Origin of the sequence: Streptomyces sp. NPDC048297 (assembly GCF_043201585.1) — a bacterium.
In the GTDB taxonomy this organism is placed as follows: domain Bacteria; phylum Actinomycetota; class Actinomycetes; order Streptomycetales; family Streptomycetaceae; genus Streptomyces.
In genome coordinates this window covers 1-18,188 of the sequence record NZ_JBICZA010000057.1, presented here as the reverse complement: position 1 = coordinate 18,188, position 18,188 = coordinate 1, and the positions used below count along the sequence as shown (strand labels likewise).

General features: G+C 67.0%; 17 protein-coding genes and 1 pseudogene. 6 read left to right on the top strand and 12 right to left on the bottom strand.

The genetic code is table 11. The features are described from left to right. Positions 1–132: 132 nt before the first annotated feature. The gene (locus ACGFYV_RS35825; protein ID WP_393882729.1) at positions 133–2,805 is read left to right on the top strand and encodes an ATP/GTP-binding protein; all 2,673 of its coding nucleotides are present in this window, start codon (positions 133–135) and stop codon (positions 2,803–2,805) included. Positions 2,806–2,910: 105 nt separating this feature from the next. Here ACGFYV_RS35825 and ACGFYV_RS35820 read toward each other — a convergent pair whose 3' ends face one another. Next, positions 2,911–3,192, bottom strand: coding sequence for a hypothetical protein (locus ACGFYV_RS35820; RefSeq protein ID WP_393882728.1), 282 nt, complete (start codon positions 3,190–3,192; stop codon positions 2,911–2,913). Between the two features lie 260 nt (positions 3,193–3,452). Here ACGFYV_RS35820 and ACGFYV_RS35815 point away from each other — a divergent pair, with 260 nt between their 5' ends. From ACGFYV_RS35815 to ACGFYV_RS35805, 3 genes are all read left to right on the top strand, one after another. Next, on the top strand, positions 3,453–3,920 hold the full coding sequence (locus ACGFYV_RS35815; RefSeq protein WP_393882727.1) for a hypothetical protein: 468 nt from the start codon (positions 3,453–3,455) through the stop codon (positions 3,918–3,920). 21 nt (positions 3,921–3,941) lie between these two features. Beyond that, positions 3,942–4,154 carry a hypothetical protein gene (locus ACGFYV_RS35810; RefSeq protein ID WP_393882726.1) on the top strand — a complete coding sequence of 71 codons (213 nt, stop codon included), beginning with the start codon at positions 3,942–3,944 and terminating at the stop codon, positions 4,152–4,154. Between the two features lie 338 nt (positions 4,155–4,492). Further along, positions 4,493–4,930 (top strand): hypothetical protein, encoded by a 438-nt coding sequence (locus ACGFYV_RS35805; protein WP_393882725.1) that lies wholly within the window; start codon positions 4,493–4,495, stop codon positions 4,928–4,930. A gap of 182 nt (positions 4,931–5,112) precedes the next feature. Here the strand turns inward: ACGFYV_RS35805 and ACGFYV_RS35800 are convergent, their stop codons facing one another. From ACGFYV_RS35800 to ACGFYV_RS35775, 6 genes are all read right to left on the bottom strand, one after another. Continuing rightward, positions 5,113–6,183: a hypothetical protein gene (locus tag ACGFYV_RS35800; RefSeq protein ID WP_393882724.1), complete on the bottom strand. Its 1,071-nt coding sequence runs from the start codon at positions 6,181–6,183 to the stop codon at positions 5,113–5,115. 10 nt (positions 6,184–6,193) lie between these two features. After that, positions 6,194–6,982, bottom strand: coding sequence for an XRE family transcriptional regulator (locus ACGFYV_RS35795; protein WP_393882723.1), 789 nt, complete (start codon positions 6,980–6,982; stop codon positions 6,194–6,196). A gap of 140 nt (positions 6,983–7,122) precedes the next feature. Next, complete coding sequence (locus tag ACGFYV_RS35790) at positions 7,123–7,335, bottom strand: hypothetical protein (protein WP_393882722.1); 213 nt, start codon at positions 7,333–7,335, stop codon at positions 7,123–7,125. A 683-nt stretch (positions 7,336–8,018) separates the two neighbouring features. Then, positions 8,019–8,981: a hypothetical protein gene (locus ACGFYV_RS35785; RefSeq protein ID WP_393882721.1), complete on the bottom strand. Its 963-nt coding sequence runs from the start codon at positions 8,979–8,981 to the stop codon at positions 8,019–8,021. A gap of 119 nt (positions 8,982–9,100) precedes the next feature. After that, positions 9,101–9,313 carry a hypothetical protein gene (locus ACGFYV_RS35780; protein WP_393882720.1) on the bottom strand — a complete coding sequence of 71 codons (213 nt, stop codon included), beginning with the start codon at positions 9,311–9,313 and terminating at the stop codon, positions 9,101–9,103. A 325-nt stretch (positions 9,314–9,638) separates the two neighbouring features. Beyond that, positions 9,639–9,908, bottom strand: a complete 270-nt coding sequence (locus tag ACGFYV_RS35775; RefSeq protein ID WP_393882719.1) for a hypothetical protein — start codon at positions 9,906–9,908, stop codon at positions 9,639–9,641. Positions 9,909–10,177: 269 nt separating this feature from the next. Here ACGFYV_RS35775 and ACGFYV_RS35770 point away from each other — a divergent pair, with 269 nt between their 5' ends. After that, complete coding sequence (locus ACGFYV_RS35770; protein ID WP_393882749.1) at positions 10,178–11,329, top strand: IS701 family transposase; 1,152 nt, start codon at positions 10,178–10,180, stop codon at positions 11,327–11,329. Positions 11,330–11,678: 349 nt separating this feature from the next. On the opposite strand, the gene ltrA is transcribed toward ACGFYV_RS35770, so the two are convergent. From ltrA to ACGFYV_RS35750, 4 genes and pseudogenes are all read right to left on the bottom strand, one after another. Then, the gene (gene ltrA, locus ACGFYV_RS35765) at positions 11,679–13,475 is read right to left on the bottom strand and encodes a group II intron reverse transcriptase/maturase (RefSeq protein WP_393882718.1); all 1,797 of its coding nucleotides are present in this window, start codon (positions 13,473–13,475) and stop codon (positions 11,679–11,681) included. Positions 13,476–14,118: 643 nt separating this feature from the next. Next, positions 14,119–14,897: pseudogene (locus ACGFYV_RS35760) on the bottom strand (IS5 family transposase); the annotation flags it as partial. Positions 14,898–14,977: 80 nt separating this feature from the next. Continuing rightward, positions 14,978–15,748: a transposase gene (locus tag ACGFYV_RS35755; protein ID WP_393882717.1), complete on the bottom strand. Its 771-nt coding sequence runs from the start codon at positions 15,746–15,748 to the stop codon at positions 14,978–14,980. Positions 15,749–15,848: 100 nt separating this feature from the next. Then, positions 15,849–16,376, bottom strand: a complete 528-nt coding sequence (locus tag ACGFYV_RS35750) for a GNAT family N-acetyltransferase (RefSeq protein WP_393882748.1) — start codon at positions 16,374–16,376, stop codon at positions 15,849–15,851. Positions 16,377–16,453: 77 nt separating this feature from the next. On the opposite strand from ACGFYV_RS35750, the gene ACGFYV_RS35745 reads away from it, so the two are divergent. Next, on the top strand, positions 16,454–16,876 hold the full coding sequence (locus ACGFYV_RS35745) for a hypothetical protein (protein WP_393882716.1): 423 nt from the start codon (positions 16,454–16,456) through the stop codon (positions 16,874–16,876). A gap of 892 nt (positions 16,877–17,768) precedes the next feature. Here the strand turns inward: ACGFYV_RS35745 and ACGFYV_RS35740 are convergent. Continuing rightward, the coding region (locus tag ACGFYV_RS35740; RefSeq protein ID WP_393882715.1) for a hypothetical protein at positions 17,769–18,188 on the bottom strand (420 nt) is incomplete at its 5' end.

Sequence of the window (18,188 nt, the reverse complement as noted above, 5' to 3'; positions counted from 1 at the left end):
CCCGGCAAGCCGCGCCCCCTTCACCGGGCCGGAATCCGGCATCCCTGCCCGGCAGCGGCTGGGCGGTCACTGCCGGGCCGCACGGCACGGGCATAGGCTGACCACCGGCGATCATTCGGCGGGGGGAATCAAGTGAGTGACCTGCGGGCCCTGTTCAGCTCGAACGAACCCATCGACACGAGCGAGGCTTTCGCCAACCGGCAACGCCAGTGGGAACTGGTGGCCACCGCGATCGAGGAACACCTGCGGCACACCGGTGCCGGCGGCTTCGACCCGGCCGGCCTCGAGGCGCCGCGCAGGAACGTGGTGGCCTTCTACGGGGTGGGCGGCGTGGGCAAGTCCACCTTCCTGCGCAAGCTCGAAGCCACCCTCGCCCACCCCGGGCAGCGTCCCGCCCAGTGGGGCGAGCCGGTGTGGGCCGGGCACACGCTCCTGCCGGTCCGGATCGACCTGTCCCGCTCCGCCGGTACCAGCTTTGAGGACGTCGTACTGACCGTGCGGGCCGCGCTCGCCGCGGCGGTGGCCCGGCCGTTGCCCGCCTTCGATATCGCCTTGCGCCGGTACTGGGAGGTGCGGCATCCCGGCGAGCCGCTGGAGGCCTACCTGGAACGCGGGGGGCTGGCCGGCCGGTTCGGCAAGGCCCTGCCGCAGCAGACCCAGAGCGCGCTCAGCGACGTTGCCCAGGCACTGCTGCTGCCCGGCACCGTCGGCGCGGTGGCCGGGCAGGTCACCGGCGCCCTGATCAGCGCGCTGCGCGAGCGACGCCAGACAGTGAAGGCGCTGGCCGGCTGTGCGCGGCTCGCGCCGTTGCTGGAGGCCGAGCCCGACATGGAGACGCTGTCCTTCTACCCGCACTTGCTGGCGTGGGAGCTGGCCCGGATACCGGCGGGCAAGCAGGTCACGCCGGTGATCTTGATGGACACCTTCGAGGACGTGTCCGACCGCCACCGCGACTTCGAACGCCTGCTGCAGCGCCTGGTGTGGCTGATGCCCGGCGCCCTGTTCGTCATCAGCGGACGCTCCCGCCTGCCCTGGGCCGACCCGGCCCTGCACGGGCAGCTCGACCACACCGGCCCCGCCGCCTGGCCCGGCCTGGCCCACGGCTTTGGCGCGACGGCCGGCCCGCTGCCCGGGCCCCGGAGCGAAACGGCAGGCCCGCGCCAGCACCTGATCGGAGACCTGTCCCCCGAGGACTGCGACCACCACCTCGCCCACCGCCTGGTCCAAAACGGCCGCCCCCTCATCGGCCCCGACATCCGCGCCGTGATCACCCGGCGCTCGCACGGCCTGCCTCTCCACCTCGACCTCGCGGTCAGCCGCTTCCTGGAGATCCGCCGCATCGGCCGCACCCCCGCCCCGGACGACTTCGACTGCACCTTCCCCGCACTCCTGGCCCGGGTGCTGTCCGACCTCACCCCGCAAGAGCGCACCGTCCTGCGCTCCGTGTCACTGCTGGACAGCTTCGACCTCCAGCTCGCCACCCGCGCCGCGGGCCTCGCCCACCAGGCGGCGGCCCGGCACCTGGTGGAACGCCCACTGGTCACCGAGGACCCGTTCGCCCTGTGGCCCTACCACCTGCACCGCGCGATCCGCAGCGTCGTACGCACCGACGACCACAGCGACGACCGCTGGACCGACGCCGACTGGCAGCAAGCCTCCACCCGCGCCCTGGACGCACTGGGCGAGCAATGGAACACCGCCGCGGCCACGACACCGAGCCGCGTGCTGCTGGTGGCATGCCTGCGCCAAGGGCTGCGCCTGGCCCGCGACCACCGCCTGGCCGAACTGGGCTGGCTCATCGAGGCCGCCTTCGCCTACACCGACGACTCCGTCTGGGAACCCCTCACCCCGCCCACCGCCACCACCGAGGCCCCGGACACCCCCGCCGACGCCGTGGCCGAACTCCTCACCGCGATCACCCGCCGCCAGCACGAACACCGCCAGCGCACCGCCGACCGCCTCACCACCGTCCTGGACACCGGCCTCCTGCCCGACGAGCTGACCGAGATGGCCTGGTACTACCGGGCCAAGGCCCACAAGGACCTCAGCCAGAACGACGCCGCCCGCACCGGCATGCAGCGGGTCGCCGACACAAACGGTCGCCTCGCCCCCAAGGCCCGCCGCGGCCTGGCCAACCTGGCCCGCCTCGCCGGAGACTTCCCCACCGCCCTGGCCGCCGTCCCCACCCTCGGCTGGAAGGGCCGCCACCACCGGGTCCTCGGTGACATCCGCTGGTCCCACGCCGACACCGCTGCCGCCGTCACCGCCTTCGAAGCCGGCCGCGCTGAGGCCGAGCAGCACGGTGCCGCCGGCGAGCGCGCCATGATGCAGGTCCGCCTCGCCCTCGCCGTCTCCTTCGCCGACCCCGACCGGGCCGACGACGAGCTCGCGCTCGCACACCAGCTCCTCGACGGCCTCGACCAGCGCTCCAACACCCTCCTCGCCCAGGTCGTCACCCTGATCAAGGACGCCGGAACCGGAGGCGTCACCGACCGCGCCCAGCACCTGCACGCAGACATCGAGGCCGCAGGTCTCCCCTTCCTTCACCGGTTCGTGGAGCTCGCCCTCGCCTTCCACCACGCGGTCCGCAGCGAGGACCAGCAGCTGGCTGCCGTCATCAGCCTGCTGCGCACGCTCACCGCCACCGGCGACTTCGCCTACTTCATCGACATCGCCTACTTCATGGCCGCCCTGTCCCTGCCGGAGCCGTCGACCACCCGCTGGACCACCAGCGAAGACACCGTCCGCTCCGCATGGCGCGGCCTGGTCCAGGCCCGGCAGGAACACCTGCTCAGCGAAAACTGACGCTCAATGTGCGCCGGCCCCGACCAGAAGTATCCGGACGCTAGCGTCCAGAAGTATCCGGTCGGGGCCGCCGCACGTACGGGCAGGGCGCTGAGCCTGTAGAAATCAGCCGGCGTCCGGGTGCCGGCCCACCAACTGGGTGAGCAGCTCGACGATCTGTGCCTGATTGCGGTCCATCTTCTCGCTCAGCCCACGGACAGCACCGGCGAGCTCGCCCACCTTCTCATCGAGGTTGCCGACCTTCTGGTCAAGGTTGCCGACCTGGAGGCGCAGAGCGGTCAGGTCGCTCTTGACGATGCCGAATTCCCGATCGGTACGCTCCGAGACTTCCTCGAAACGGCGCGTGAGCGCGGCAACCTCGCTCTGTGCGATGGGGTCCTCGGGCACGCGCGCACTCCTGCCAGATCACAAAAACCGCAGATAAGAAGGCCCCACGATATCGCCCCGCACCCCACGTCGTGCTCGTTCCACGTGACTGCCCCCGGACTATGGCCAGCCGATCATCAATCAGTCGCCCGGTGAGACAGCCCCTGGCCTACCGGTCGATGTGGCCGCGCCATGGTCGTCGCCGGGTGTTCCGGCCGGATGGATGGCCGGTTCTCACGAACACGCACCGGCCCGAGGCGCTGGTCATTACCGTCGTGACCATGGAGAAGGGGAAGACCGGCCTGGCCGACTGGGTGATGCGGGTGCTGCTGTGGCTGTACACGCTCGTGGGCATCCCGCTGTACCTGTGGTTCCTCCACCACGCGGGCGACCGCTGGGGCCGGCAACTGCCCGCCGGCGACGACCTGCGCTTCTGGCTGCCAGTCGTCGTCCCGCTCGCCGCGTTCAGCTTCACCACGATGTCCAGCACGTCCTGGTGGTGGAGCACCGAGGGCCGTCCGTTCCTCCTGGGCCGCAAGCACTGGCGGTTCATGATGGTCTTCGTCGTCGCCCTGTCCCTGATGGCCGGCTTCTTCGGCTCCGCGCACCAGGACGCCGTCGCCGTACTGCTGACCGTGATGGTCACGATCATCGGCATCACGGGCCTGTGGCTCCTGCCACCGGCCCTGTCACCGCGGCTGCTCGACACCCTGCGCCCGAAAAAGTCGCCGGCCGCCAACCCGTCCTGACGACGCCCGAAGGAGAACGTGATGAGACTCGTCTGGCTGGCCGCGATCAGTGTGCTCGCCGTCGTGATGGCGGTGTTCACGCCGTACGTGCTGCGCACCGAATCGACGTGGCAGGGCGCTGCATGGCTGGTCATGCTCGCCGCCACGGTCACCGGCCTCATCGCGCTCATCCGTACAGAGCTGGTGCTCCGTCGCCTCGAGCGACAGCCCGACAGCAACGTTCCCGGAACCTGACCAGTCGCCCGAACGGGTGATGGCGGGCCGGACGGCCAGCCACGGCCAAGCTCGCGAGGAACTGAGCGAGGGCCGCCCGGCAATCGGGCGGCCCTCAGCTGTGTTCTGGAACCCCGGAGTGTGGCCTGCCCGCCAAACCAGAGGGCTACCAGGGACGATGCCTTTGGTGCACTGTGTGCGAGCGAGTTTGCCGCCGGTGCACAGCACCCCCGGACCGGTGCCCGGTGACCGCTTGCCACTGGACTTTGACCGGTGGCTACAGGGTCGCCAGACCCTGACGGGTGGTTTCGCAGCGGACGCCGCCGCGCGCTCCGGGCGTCTGCCTACCCTGCGGTGCCATGGACATCGAGCTGACCGACGATGAGCACCTGCGGGCGCTGGCCGCGCTGGAAGCCACTGTCGGAAACGACGAAGACGCCCTGACGGCCCTGGTGGGCAGGTCTGGTGAGCGCCCGTTGCCGGCGCTGCTGGCCGCCTACGGACAGCACACCCTCCACCGCATCCTGATCGCCGCGTTCGGTATCGACGCCGCCATGGACCACGACGAGACGGGCCGCCTGGTCGCGGAGATCAACAGTGACCCGATGGCCCGCCTCGTGTTCACGCTGACCGACGCCCTGTACAACCAGGCCGCGCCCGCCGGTGACGACCCCGCCACCGCGAAGCTGATCGCCCGGTCCATCCTCCTGGCGATCCACGCGTTCACCGATGCCGACAACGACGACGCCCTGACCCTTCTGCGCGCACTGCGCAACGAGGTCCTCCAGGGCGGCTGAGTGACACGCCGGACGTTTTGGCCACCTGGTTCGAAAAACCGCCATACCCGTCACCCGCCACGACGTGGGTAAAGTCCTGGCCACCGGCGAGGCGTTCAACCGACCTGCCCACCACAAGGTGTGGCACAAAACCGCACCAGACTGGATAGACGACAAGCCGAGTGATTCTCGACGAGGGCCGGCTAACCGTGGAAATAGTGAGCGGCGCTGGACAGTGAGGCGCTTCTGGTCCTTCCGAACCCAGAGGGAGCGGGGGCATACCTCTGCGCGAAGCGGCGCAGGTGGTAGGCGATGCGAGTGCCACATTCGCCCGTGTTGTCGGCGGCGGTGGCGGTTTTCCAGCAGATGGCTGCCGCTCTCTGGAAGAAATTGTGCGCGGATGCGGATGCGGGTTCATGGTTGACGGTGGTGACCTTTACCAGCAGATGTTCCGGGTCCTGTCTCGTTGTTTTGACGGGTGCGCGTCTGCTGGCGTTGTAGGCCAGCAGCCGGTTGGGAAGTTGATCAAGGGGCGCTGCTTCTTGTTCCGTGGCGTAGCTGTGCTCGCGGGTGCTGGATGCCGCGGCGATGATGACCTCCAACTGTTCGGCGAAGTTCGTTCCGGGCAGGGGGATCTCAAGGTCGGGGTGGCGGGCGTAGCCGATGGCGACTGCGGCGGCCACGAATTCGATGACGGCCTGCGCGGTCGGGGTGTGCCTGCGTGGCGTGGTGCGGGTGAGACCGCTCAGGATGCGCAGGACGGTGGCCGGGCTGGCGTCGGCGGGCGTCACACGGGGGACCGACTCGTCCTCATCGCAGTCGGTGTATTCGGATGAGGTGAGGGCGGTTGCCTGGGTGCGCCACAGGGCGGCTGCGTGGGGGTCTCCCTGGGCACGGTGCTGCAGGTAGAGGCAGTAGGAGGCGGGGGTGTCGTCCGCGCCTGCGGCGTACTGCCACCAGAAGCGGGCGCCGTCGTCAGCGCCGGCGAGTTGCAGGGCGCAGCCCAGGATCCGGGCGGTGCGTGGCTGCGGTACCTGGTCGGTGAGGAAGTCGGCGAGCTGGTCTGCGGTGCTGTGGGCGAGAACTGCTTCGCACAGGGCGGCAAGGCTCTGTGCCGCGTTTTCGTCGACCGGGCCTGTCCGGGGCTCGTCCCACAGGAAGTCGTCCGGCAGCCGGTCGTCGTCGAGGCAGTCTTCGTAGGGGACGACGTCGGAAGGGACGTGGGGCTGGTGCAGCAGCAGCGATCGGGCGAGGAGGTCTTCGATGGTGCTCATGAGGGGATGGTCACTCCTCGGTGTCGGTGTCGGTGTCGGTGTCGGTGTTGGTGTCGGTGTTGGTGTCAGGGAAGAGACCGTTCAATGCCCCTCGGGCGTGGTGGTCCAGCGTGTGGGTGATGGCCGGGGGCAAGCCGACGATGCCCGGTATGGCGTCCGGGTGGATGCCGCAGAGGTACCGCAGGACAGTGATGTCCATCTGGTCGGGGGGCAAGGAGGCGATCGCGTCGAAGAACTTCACGAAGACCTCGATGTGGGCCAGGCGCTCGGCAAGGTCGGGGATCTGGGCCTGGCCGACGGTCAAGAACGCCGCCGCGCGCAGATCGGGGTGCCCGTGGGGCTCCCTGGTGGGGGTACGGGCGAGAACCTTTTTACGCAGCAGTTCCCAGGCGTAGCGTGGCGTGTCAGGGCTGGCGAGCGCCTCGTCCCAGATCACCCAGAGAATGTCGAAGGTCTCGCCGGCCACTTGCCGGGCACGGCTCTCAGACTGCAGGAAGGCCTGCGCGTAGGCGGTGTAGGGCTGCCACATGATCTGCCAGAGCCCCTGGTGGTCGACCGGCTGGATGTCGCCGTCGCCGGGCGGGACGTCGCTGATCCGTTTCCTGATCCAGACGGCGTCCTTGTCCGCCTCCTTGGCGGCCACCTTCCACAGCCGGCGCAGCGGGCCGACGGGTACGTCCAGCGCCCGTACCACGCTGTAGGTGATCTCCCAGGTGGGGTAATAGCCCTTGCCGCGCAGGAGTTCGGACAGACGGGTCTTGGAGTACCCGGAGAGGCCGACGAGTTCGTCGAGAGTCAAGCCGCTTGCGCTGAACCGGCTGCGGAGCGGCTCCAGCCACGACCGGTGCGCCATACCGGTGTTCTCACAGATCGGGTCGGCGCGGCGGCCTCGGCGCTGGTAAGGCTCCCCAGCGGGCTGACCGGGCACCGGGGGTGGCTTCACAGTGACGGCGCCTCACTTCCATTCGGCGCCGGCGTGGTCCGGGACGGTGTGTCCGTGCCGCTGGACGCGGAGGCGATCTGCTGGATGAGAGGCCCCAGCGAGGGCGGCAGCACTGCCACGGCCGCCGGCTGCCCCGGCATGGTCATCACCGTGCTCCATGTGAGGGCCGCTGCCGGTACGACCGCGCCCATCACCTGCTTTGCTGTCATGTGACCTTCCCTGAACGGAAGAAGCGTCTGGAAAGGCCCCTCCCGGGACGGTGCTCAAGCGCCCCGGAAGGAGCTGAACGACAGCATGGAGCGCCGGATGCACAACACTCAACGTGATCATGCACTTTCGGAACAATGACGCTGTGGCCGCGTCAAGCGCACCGGGCAACGCCGGTTCCTTACGTCACGACGGTCACCAGCGCGGGCAGATCATGGCGGAACAAGTCCTTTTGGTGGCGAAACTGCACTTTTCGCTGTGGCGCCGGCCGGATGACGCATCATGGAATACAGGCGCCTCCCCCGGCGTCGTACCTTCCCGTCTGGAAGGCCAGGCGGTCCCCTCGTGCTCAGGAACGACCAGAGGGGACCGCACCACTTCCGCCCAGCCGCACCCGCCGGATCGACAGCCAGGACGCCGTACGCGAGCGCCGGCGCACGCTGGTCACCGACCGCCGCACCCACCTGCGTCTTCCGACCGTTCAGCGGGAGCGATCGCCTGTTCGGTCCGTACGGCTCAGCGGTGTCTGCGGCGGCGGCCGAACCAGCACTTTTGGGGAACTGCTCGACGGCATCCAAGAGCCCGCCCCCGCCCTGGGAGCGGCTCCACTGTAATAGCCGGTGACGCTGCGGGGCAGGTCCCGGCGCTTCGGCTGGCCCCTGCCCCGCGGCGTCTTGGCACGTCGTCAGTCGCCCATGGGTGCGGGTTGGTGCGGGTAGCAGAACTCTGCGTCGGTGAGCCACCCGAGCCTGGGAGCCGGGCGCTGCAGTGCAGGGACGGGAGCCTCACACAGTGGCCCGCTGTCGTTGCTGGGCGAGACCCAGACACCGCTCCATCGTGGGTGACGGTCGGTGATGGGGTCGCCGCAATTGGCGCAGAGGATGACCGGGACGCCATGGTCGTGCAGCAGCCGGGCCAGCTGGTGAGGTTGGAGCTCGGGTACGTCGTCCGAGTCCCCGACCAAGCCGGACATCAGGGTGGAGCTGTTCCAGGTGGCGGTGTCGGTCGTGTCGTCCCAGGTGGTGTCCGGGCCGACGCTGTGGAAGGTACGCCATCCGAACACCGGTGTGCCCGGACCGTTCGGCTCGGGCGCCTCGTGGAAGGACTCAAGTACGGCAGCGGTGTAGTCGGGGCGGACCTTACGGACGCCGGCTTCCACGTTTGGCCGGATCACCGTGTGCAGGGCGTCGAGTGCGGCGAGCACGCCCGTGTGCAGTTGGTTTCTGCCGTGCTCGCCGGCCTGGTGCGCTGCGCACAGCACCATCTGCTCCAGGGTGCCGTCGAGGAAGACGGCCTGCTCGACTACGGCTTCACCGCTGTCGGCGAGGAGGACGCGGTGGCGCATCTTGGCGCCCTCAACGTCGCCGATCCACTCCACCGGCTCGCCGGCCTGGACTGCCTTCCCCGCGTCAGCCGGAGTCGGATACCGGTCGGCCAGGGCGCTGAGCGGGGCGAAGTCTTCATCGGGAAGGCTTTCCCAATCGGGTTCCCAGTCGGTGGGCTGCGAGCCTGCCTGGTGCGGGGAAGTGCTTCGCCTGGGGCTGTTCTGCCGGGGCGCCTTGCGGTTTTTCTTACGCTTCTTCGGCATCGCTTGTGGTCTCCGATCGTTGCCTGCGCCTGGCAGGTCCTCAATCTTGTCAGTCGGCAATGCGCCGAATGATCCAGTTACGAGAAGCAGTTGGTGGGGCGGTACGGAGGCGGTGGCGATCGCCCTGATCAACCGGCACGTCGGTGAGGCTGTCCGCTCGTCGGTCCTGGCCTGTGCATTCACGCCGTACGCCGGACCGGCGGGTGCTGCGGCGCGGCGGCCGCCGTCCCGGTCTGACGGGCCGCTCGGTCGGCCCGGGCCCGGCGCAGCGCCAGGGTGTGGGTGGCTTCGGACGCGCGGCGGCGCTGGATGCGGGCCGCCTCAATCGGGGTCGGCTGGTCGTCCGAGGACGCCTCCGGCTCGGGGAAGGCCCGCCGGCTCAGCTCGCGCATGGCCCTGGTCTGCCGCTCGACTGCCTCCGCGATGCCCGGGTCCCCCCGCTTGCCGGGGGCGACAGCCAGTGCGCGGCCAGCGCCTGGTGGTAGCCGGGCGAGGCGGTGTCGCGGGTCTTCACCGGTGCTTGGGGCGCGGTCGCGGTCTGTGGGGCGGGCACGGCCTGGACGTGCGCGGCGAGCTCGCGCGCGGCCGCGGCGGGGATGACTCCCACCGAGCGAGGACGCTTCCGCCGCCACGCTGCGCGAGGCTTTGACGGACTGGGAAGCGCAGCACGCCCACGCCAGCGAGGGGCGGGTGGCGGTCGTCAGGCCTGCGCTCCGCTTAACTGCCAGCGGGGCGGTCGTCGTCCAGATGAGCCATGGCGTAGCTGCGTTCGTCGGGGTGGCGGGCCAGGCGCGCCATCACCCACGCAGTTCGGGTGTCCATCCCCTCACCGAAGGCGGCGGCCAGGCGCCGCGCCTGCCATGTCGTGCGCGGGGCGAGCACCCACCGCACAAGCGGAAAGCGGACCCGGCCGATGCCGCCAACCGTCCGGCCTGACTCATCGGGGGAGGCCTCGGAGGCGAGATCGGGGGTGTTCGGGTTGGTCACGACCGCGAGTCTGGCGACGGCCGCATCATCGCGACGGCCCTCAGGCTGGAGATCACCAAGACGGGTGGCCTCGGAGTCCGGTGGTTGACGTCTGCCGGGCGGAGCGGCAAAAGCTGAAGGCCCTCACCATCTGGTGAGGGCCTTTCAAAGTCTGACCCCGGCCGCGTGGCGTAAGCCAGAGGCTGAACCAGGCTCCCGGTAGTGCCCCGGGCCCCCTAGTACTGCAATCACAGTTATGGGGTTTGGTGTGATTGAGTGTCCTGGTGACTATGGATCTTGGTGTGCGTCAAGTCGAGTCCTGGCGTGAGGTGTTGGCGGGGTTACACGCGCGGTTCGCGTCGCGGTTTGCCCGCTCGGAGCCGCGGGGCCGGGCGCTGGAGTACATGGCCGGGCTGGTGGCGCCGTTGGAGCGCAAGAACGGCTGGTCGCTGGCGGAACGCGCCGGTGAGGTGCATCCGATCGGGATGCAGCGGCTGCTGGGCGAGGCCGACTGGGACGCTGACGGCGTCCGCGACGACCTCCGTGACTTCGTCATCGAGAGCATCGGTGACAAGGACGCAGTGCTGATCGGTGACGACACCGGGTTCCTGAAAAAGGGAGTCCGCTCGGCCGGAGTGCAGAGGCAGTACTCCGGCACCGCCGGCCGCACCGAGAATTGCCAGATCGGCACCTTCCTCGCCTACGCCTCCCGGCGAGGGCGGGCGTTGATCGACCGGGAATTGTATCTGCCGAAGTCCTGGACGGACGACCGGGAGCGGTGCCGGGCGGCCGGCGTCCCGGACGATGTGCCGTTCGCCACGAAGATCGAGCACTTCCAAGCCATGCTCCAGCGTGCTCTGGGTGCGAAAGTGCCGTTCGCGTGGGTGACCGCAGACGAGGCATACGGGCAGGTCAAGCGACTGCGGTACTGGCTGGAGCAGCGTGCGGTCGCGCACGTGCTGGCCACCAAGGTCAACGACACCGTCATCACCACCCGGGGCGCCGACATCCGGGTCGACGCCCTGGTAGCCGGCCTGCCCCGGCAGGCGTGGAAACGCGTGTCGGCAGGAGCCGGCGCACACGGGCACAGGTTCTACGACTGGGCCCGGGTACCGATCCGGATCTGGTGGGAGAACGGCTTCGGTCACTGGATACTGGCCCGCCGCAGCGTCGGTGCCCCGACCGAGATTGCTTACTACGTCTGCTACGGCCCGGTCGGCACCCGGCTGAGGGACCTCGCCCGGGTGGCCGGTGCCCGATGGCAGGTCGAGGAATGCTTCCAGGCCGCAAAGAATGAGTGCGGCCTGGACCACTACCAGGTCCGCCGCTACGACGCCTGGTACCGGCACATCACCCTGTCCATGGCCGCGCTCGCCGCGCTGACCGCCATCCGTGCCCAGGAACTGTCAAAGGGGGCAGCGATCTTGGACAAACCCGCCTGATACCCCTGTCCGTCGCGGAGATCCGCCGCCTGATCGGACTGCTCATCCACCCACAACACCTCACCCCGACCCACCATCTACGCTGGTCATGGTGGAGACGGCTCAGTCAGACCCGCGCTCGCCTCAGCCACTACAAACGCCGAGGCCAAACCCCACAACTGTGATTGCAGTACTAGGAGTTGTCTTCAAATGTCACGCCCACATCAGGAGCGATGCGAGGGTGACGGCTGCCTGGTAGGACTCGGCGGTCTTTTCGTACCGGGTGGCGATGCCGCGCCATTGGTCGGGTAGCCGGGTCACGTCGCCGTGACCCGGCCCCCTCAGAACCGGACGTGCCTGTTTCCAGGCATCACGGCTCAAGCAAGCCCGGAGGCTTCACAGGTTCTGCTCTTTTCCGGTCACTATCGCCTGAATGATGTTGGCGATGGCATTCCGAGTGGACGAGGCGAAGGTTCTTGCTCTCATCGGAGCCGCCATGCCGCCGGTAGGTGAAGTGGTGTTTGTGCAACCGCTTCTTCATCGCGTCGAACCATTCGATCCACTCGCGTGGACTGTCGGGCTCGTATTCCGCGCCGGCGATGAGCGCCTGGCCGCACAGCGGACAGATTCCCCTCTGGCGGGCTGCCAGAGTGAGGCTGCTCTTATCCATTGGTGGCGGTGTGCGCGTTTGGCGGCGTTGGCTCCAGTAGTCGCGGAGCGTGGGGTCGTCCGGTGACGATTTTCCCCTGACCATCTGGTGCCGTCTGATGTTGGTCCAGGCGAACTTGGGAAGGTGTGCCCCTGTGGCACGGTCACCGAATACCCAGTTGTTCATCTTGGACCGGTTGAGCCTGCCGAAGTACTTGTTCACGATCCAGTGCTTCGACTTCTTCGGGTGGGTGCGCTTGGCCCACTTGTAGGTGAGCGTCCACACATAGCTGTCCAGTGCCGAGAACGTGCGGCTGGACACCACCGTCCGGTAATACGCAGACCAGCCTCTGACGACAGGGGACAGTCGACGCAATACGACTGTGATGCTCTGCCCCAACAGGGCCTGCATCTCGGATCTTAGTCGATTCCGGACTCTCTTGACCGCATCCTTGCTGGGCGTGATGATCAGGCTGTCGCCATGGCGGCGGATGTTGAACCCCAGGAAGTCGAATCCGTCCGAGAGGTGGAGGATTCCGGTCTTCTCTTCATTGAAGCGAAGACCTCGGGGTTGCAGCCATTCAGCCAGACGCGACCTGACGGTCTCTGCCTCCTCCTTGCTCGTGCAGAACACGGCAAAGTCGTCGGCGTAACGCACCAGGATCGGAGTTCCTTTCGCGGCCCACATGACCTTCCCCTTTCGGGTGGCGAAACGGACTCCTGCAGCCTCCTCCATTCCATGCAGAGCGATGTTGAGCAACAAAGGACTGATCACCCCGCCCTGAGGGGTGCCCTCATCGGTCCGAGTGAAGCGTCCTTCGTCGACCACGCCCGCCTTCAACCACTGCCGTATCAGTTCCCTGGCTGGGAACCGTCCGACGGCGTCGAGCAGGTGGTTATGGTCGATGCGATCGAACGCGGCGGCCAGGTCAGCGTCCAGTACCCACTGTCGCTTGGCCGCCTTGCCCTTTGCGGTGCTGAAGATCGCCTGTATGGCGTCGTGGCAGCCGCGGCATGGTCTGAATCCGTAGGAGCGCGATTCGAACCGGGCTTCCCACTCAGGCTCCAGCGCATTTTTCACCCGTGCCTGGACCACCCGGTCACGCATGACCGGGATGCCGAGTGGTCGTTGCTTTCCATTGCTCTTCGGAATGTAGACCCGCCTGACGGGCTTGGCTCGCCAAGGCTGTATCTGGCCGTCGATTTCAACCGCCATCCGTGCTCTCGCCTGGGGAGCGAGGGCACGTTCCCTGTCGATGCCCGCCGTCTTGCGGCCCCTGCTCTGCTGTGTCACCCGTTTCACGCTCACCAGCGTGTTACTGCGGCTTCTCAGCATGAGCTTTTGCAGATTGCGGACCTTCTTAAGGTCCCCTTCCTGTGTCGCTTTGAAGATCCTCTGTCTCAGACGCCGTACGTTCTCCTCGGCTTCGGCCCAGTCGACGCTGTGCCAGACGAGATGCCCGCCCTGGGGTCCGTTCGCATTGGAAGTCCGAACAGGCTTGGATAACTCCGACTGCACGTTCCTCCTTCGCGTCTAACTTGCCCGCCAGGTTCTGGCTTCTTTACTCGGGATACTTCAAAGGCTCACCTGGCCCACGTGGGCACCCTTTCGGGTCGGGCCACCGGGACCCGTATCCGGCGAGTTATGGCCGGAGGCGTGAAGGGCGCCTCCAGTTTTCCCCCGATCTTTCGATCAACCGGCCTTCGCTTCTTGGGCCATCCTGTTCCCGCTGGAGGGTTGGGCCTTCCTCACGGTCGGCTTACCGGGCCGTGACCCGGACTCCATCGGGGTTTCCACGTTCCACACACGTAAGTTGCGGCTGGGGTGGGCGCCCCCTCTATCCCGGAACCGGCGGTGTCCTCCTTCCGGTCTCAAGTCTCCGGAAGTCACCTGACGTCTTTCAGCGTCGGGTTCTGTAGCCGCTGACTGCAAACCACCAGGCGGCTTCAACCTTACGAGACATCAACGGGGGTTCACGCGGATCACCCGTCCAGCCTTTCCCTCACCTGTTACTCCCCGGTGGTCGGGGAGCCCTTGGGCTTGAACGCTCAGCTTCACACCCCGCCGTTACCGGCGACGCATGTGAGCGTGGGAACGGATATGGACACTAATCCGGGGTCAGCACATCTCTCCTTCCTTCGTGGCTTTCCCACTTACCGTGTGCGACTTCGTGTCGCACCTTCAGTCGGTTGAAGCAGCGTTCCACGACGTTGCGCCGCTTGTAGAGCTGCTTGTCGAAGGCCGGTGGACGCCCGCCACGACCGCCGCGCTTCAGCCTGTTGCGGACCTGATCGGCCCGCTCGGGGATCGTGTGGGCGATGCCGCGCCGTCTGAGCCAGCTGCGGATGGCCCGGGAGCTGTAGCCCTTGTCGCCCAGCACATGGGCGGGCCGGACGCGGGGCCGTCCCGGGCCGATGCGGGGCACCCGGATCGCTTCCATCACCGCGGTGAACTGGGTGCAGTCGTTGGTGTTGCCGCCCGTGAGGGTGAAGGCGAGCGGGCGACCGACGCCGTCGCAGGCGAGATGAATCTTGCTGGTCAGGCCGCCACGGGAGCGTCCGAGGCCCGGGCTGCGGATCCCCCTTTTCGAGCCCCGGCGGCATGCTGGTGGGCGCGGACGACGGTCGAGTCGACTGACACCAGCCAGTCGATGTCCCCGGCCGCGTCCGCTCGCGCCTGGGCGGCCTTGAGCATCCGATCGAAGGTGCCGTCCGCCGCCCACCGACGGAAGCGGGTGTGCAGTGTGGCCCACGACCCGTACCGCTCGGGCACATCCCGCCAGGCCGTCCCGGTCCGGAACTTCCACACGATTCCGTTGAGGACCCTTCGATCGTCCAACCGCTTTCGCCCCCGCAAGGAAGCGGGCAGCAGCGGCCGGACGAACTCCCATTCAGCATCCGACAGTTCATGGCGGCGTATCACCTGACCATGATCCACCATCCGAGATCATTTGACGACACGTCCTAAGACTTGTCCCGTAAATGATCTCTGACGTGGTGAGTGACCTGCTCGTTTCTCCCTCATCCAGCCAGAGTGAGGTTGTGCAGTCGGGCGATGCCAAGCATGGCGTGGTGGACGCCATCGCCTTTCAGGCGGCAGTCGCGGAGGATCTTCCAGCTCTTCATGCGGGCAAAGGCGTGCTCGACGCGGGCGCGGACCTTGCGATGGGAGGTGTTGTGTTCTTCTTTCCAGGCCGGGAGTTCGGTCTGGCCCCTCTCGCGGCGGTGCGGGATGACCAGACCAGTGCCCCTGTAGCCGCCGTCCGCGATCACTGTGGTCTTGCCGACGGCGTCCTTGGCGCCGGACAGTTCCCACGCCTTGCAGTCGTTGCGGTTGCCGGGCAGTGGCCGTCCGACGGCGACCACGAGCCGGGTGTCGGCGTCGATGACGACCTGGTGATTGGTCGAATACCGATAGTTCTTCGACTGCTCGGCCACCGTGTGGTCGCGCGTGGGCACCAGGGTTCCGTCCACGATCAGCACCGTGTCCTTCCGGAACCGCTTGCGTTGCTGCAGTGCTAGCGCCGGCCCCAGGTGGTCGACGATGCGGTCCGCCGCAGACTTCGACACCCCGAACAGCGGCGCGAGTTGGCGCAGCGTCAGGTTGGTTCGCCAGTACGCGGCGACCAACAAGACCCGGTCCTCCAGCGGCAGGCTCCAGGGTCGCCCCTTGCGGACCGGGTCAGCACCTTCACGTCGCAACGCGGTGAGGAGCTTGCCAAACTGACGCGGACTCAGTCCCGTAAACGGGGCTATCCAAGACGGCTCCGACGCCGTGATCACACCAGCCACACCAAGATCATCTCACCCGTGACCAGCAGTTACGGGACAAGCCTTAGCCCCGTACTTCGCAGGTCATCGATTCAGGTCTGTGACATCCGCATCCGTTCAGTCAGTCCGGGTGTGTGCTTTCCGGTGTGTGGCCAAGCGTTCGTTGCATCAGCACGGTGTCGATCCAGCGGTTTTGCTTGTAGCCAACGGCAGTCAACCGGCCCACGTCGGTAAAGCCGAAACGGCGGTGCAGCGCGACCGAGGCCTCGGTGTCGGCGTCGGCGATGACGGCGATCATCTGCCGTACGTGAGTCTGGGCGCATGCGGCCAGCAGGGCTTCCAGCAGGGCGCCGCCCAGACCTCGGCCCGTCCGGTCGGGGGCGAGGTAGATCGAGTTCTCGACGGTGTGTCGATAGGCGGGCTTGGGGCGCCAAGGGGCCGCGTACGCATAGCCCACGACTTCGCCGGACAACTCGGCGACCAGAAAGGGCAGCCCCTGGGCGGCGAGGTCGTCGAGCCGCTGGTGCCAAACAGCCACCGATGGTGGAGTCTCTTCGAAGGTGATCACGGTGTGCCGGACGTAGTGCGTGAAGATCTCGGCCACGGCGCCCAGGTCGGCCACGACCGCCGGGCGGATCACTGACTCCATGGCCGTCACAACGAAAGAGTGTAGGCCGTGCTGGACAGACCACCGGTTCAAGTCTGTGGCCAGCGGGTTCGTGTGACGTGGACACCGAGAAGTTCGAGGAGGTGGAGTTGGACGCCGCGGGTGATCTGCACGGTCGGCGGGTCGGTGATGTTGCCGATCCGCAAACTGAGCTCGCCGAGGTGGTAGAGGATCATCCGTCCGGTCGGCCGCACTCTGCGGTTGTCCGGGTAGAGCCCGGCCATGGTCTGCTCCGGCCCCAGGGCCCGTCTGACCTGGCGTTCGATCAAGCAGAAGATCAGCAGGGCCAGGCAGATCACCTGGATCAGTGCGGCAGCACGCCGGTTGTGCTGGACGAAGACAGGGGAGACCGCGAGCGGCCCCTTGAAGTCCGCGTAGCGGCGCTCGACCGTGCCCTGGCCCTTGTACTGGATCAGGACCTGGGCGGGTGTGGCCTGCTCGATGCTGAGCGTTGGGAGCCTTGGCAGGGAAGGGGGTCGTAGCCGGTTGCCGGCCCTCCAGGTCCGCGATGTGCAACAGACACAGGATCAGTACCGTCATGGTAACAATGCCCAGTTTGGCGGTGACTCGATGAAGCACGTGATGGCGGAAACTCGTATGACTTGAAAAACTCTACGGAGGATTGTGGCTAAAGTAAGCTCCGGAGCGCGACGACGCTTGAAGCTATCGGCGAACGCCATTCAAAAATGGCCCATATGGCAATAAAATTCTCGTACCCAATTGAAAAAAGGTCATCATGCCCAAGTGGATAGTCACCGCACACACGTTTGACCCACCGCCTGCGATGCGCACGGTGTTGAACATGGAGGGGAATGAGGCGGAAGCCCTCCAAGGACTCCTTGATATCGTGAAGACATGCAGTCCCGATATCAAAAAGGTCATTCATCGCGAGGTGTACAGATACTCCGAACGTCAGTACTTTGTGCGCATTCGCGGGAGTCGGAACGTAGTTGAATACGTCTTCCAACTGGCCGAACTAGTCGCCGATTGAGCCACTCGCTGACGCGGCCACGTTTACGCGCGCAGGTCGTCCGTGCGTGATCTGCAGGCACGTTGAGCGACAGGCCTGCGACGCCCCGCACTAGGCGAGCCGATACGGGAGTCGCGGGTTCCGCGTGCAGAGTCAACGCGGATCAGGGTCTGACGTTCGTGCACCGGTAGGCGGTCTGCAGGTCCTCACGCACGACTCTTGCTGGAGTGTTCGATTAAGAGCCTGCTACCGAGATCGTGAGCACGCCTGCCGTCTCAGTCGGATGCAGCCAACCGCCGCACGCGGCAAGCGCGAGATCGTTAATAGATTAGACAGAGGGGGCGAATTTTGGCATTCGCCCCCTCTGGGGAGAGTCGCGATCGCCTAAGCGAACCGCTTACCTTCTAGATCTTCCACCAGCTTCGATTTCTGAGAATCTTGTACCACCCCCATCCGACTCCTGCGCTTCCTCCGAATCCCCCACCACCGAGGAACCCTCCGGCTATGTGGACGCCACAGGAACGCCATCCCGGGCGCTTCCAAGCGCAATATCCCACGCCGTACGCTGTGCCAGCGCTATAACCGAGGAACGATCCGACACTGGAGTATCGGCGGCCGAGTTCTACAGCCTGGCGGATGCGCTTCCTGCCGTTGCCCCAGTACGTCTTCCTATTCTTCCATCCTCGCTTGGCTATTCCCCAGCCCTTCTTGACCCAGCCCCAGCGACTTTTGCCGTTGAGGTCGTAGGCGTTGATGGGGTCGCTGGGGTAGACGTAGGCGTTTGCGTTGCCGCCGGGGACGGGGTCGGTGGACAGGAAGCGTCC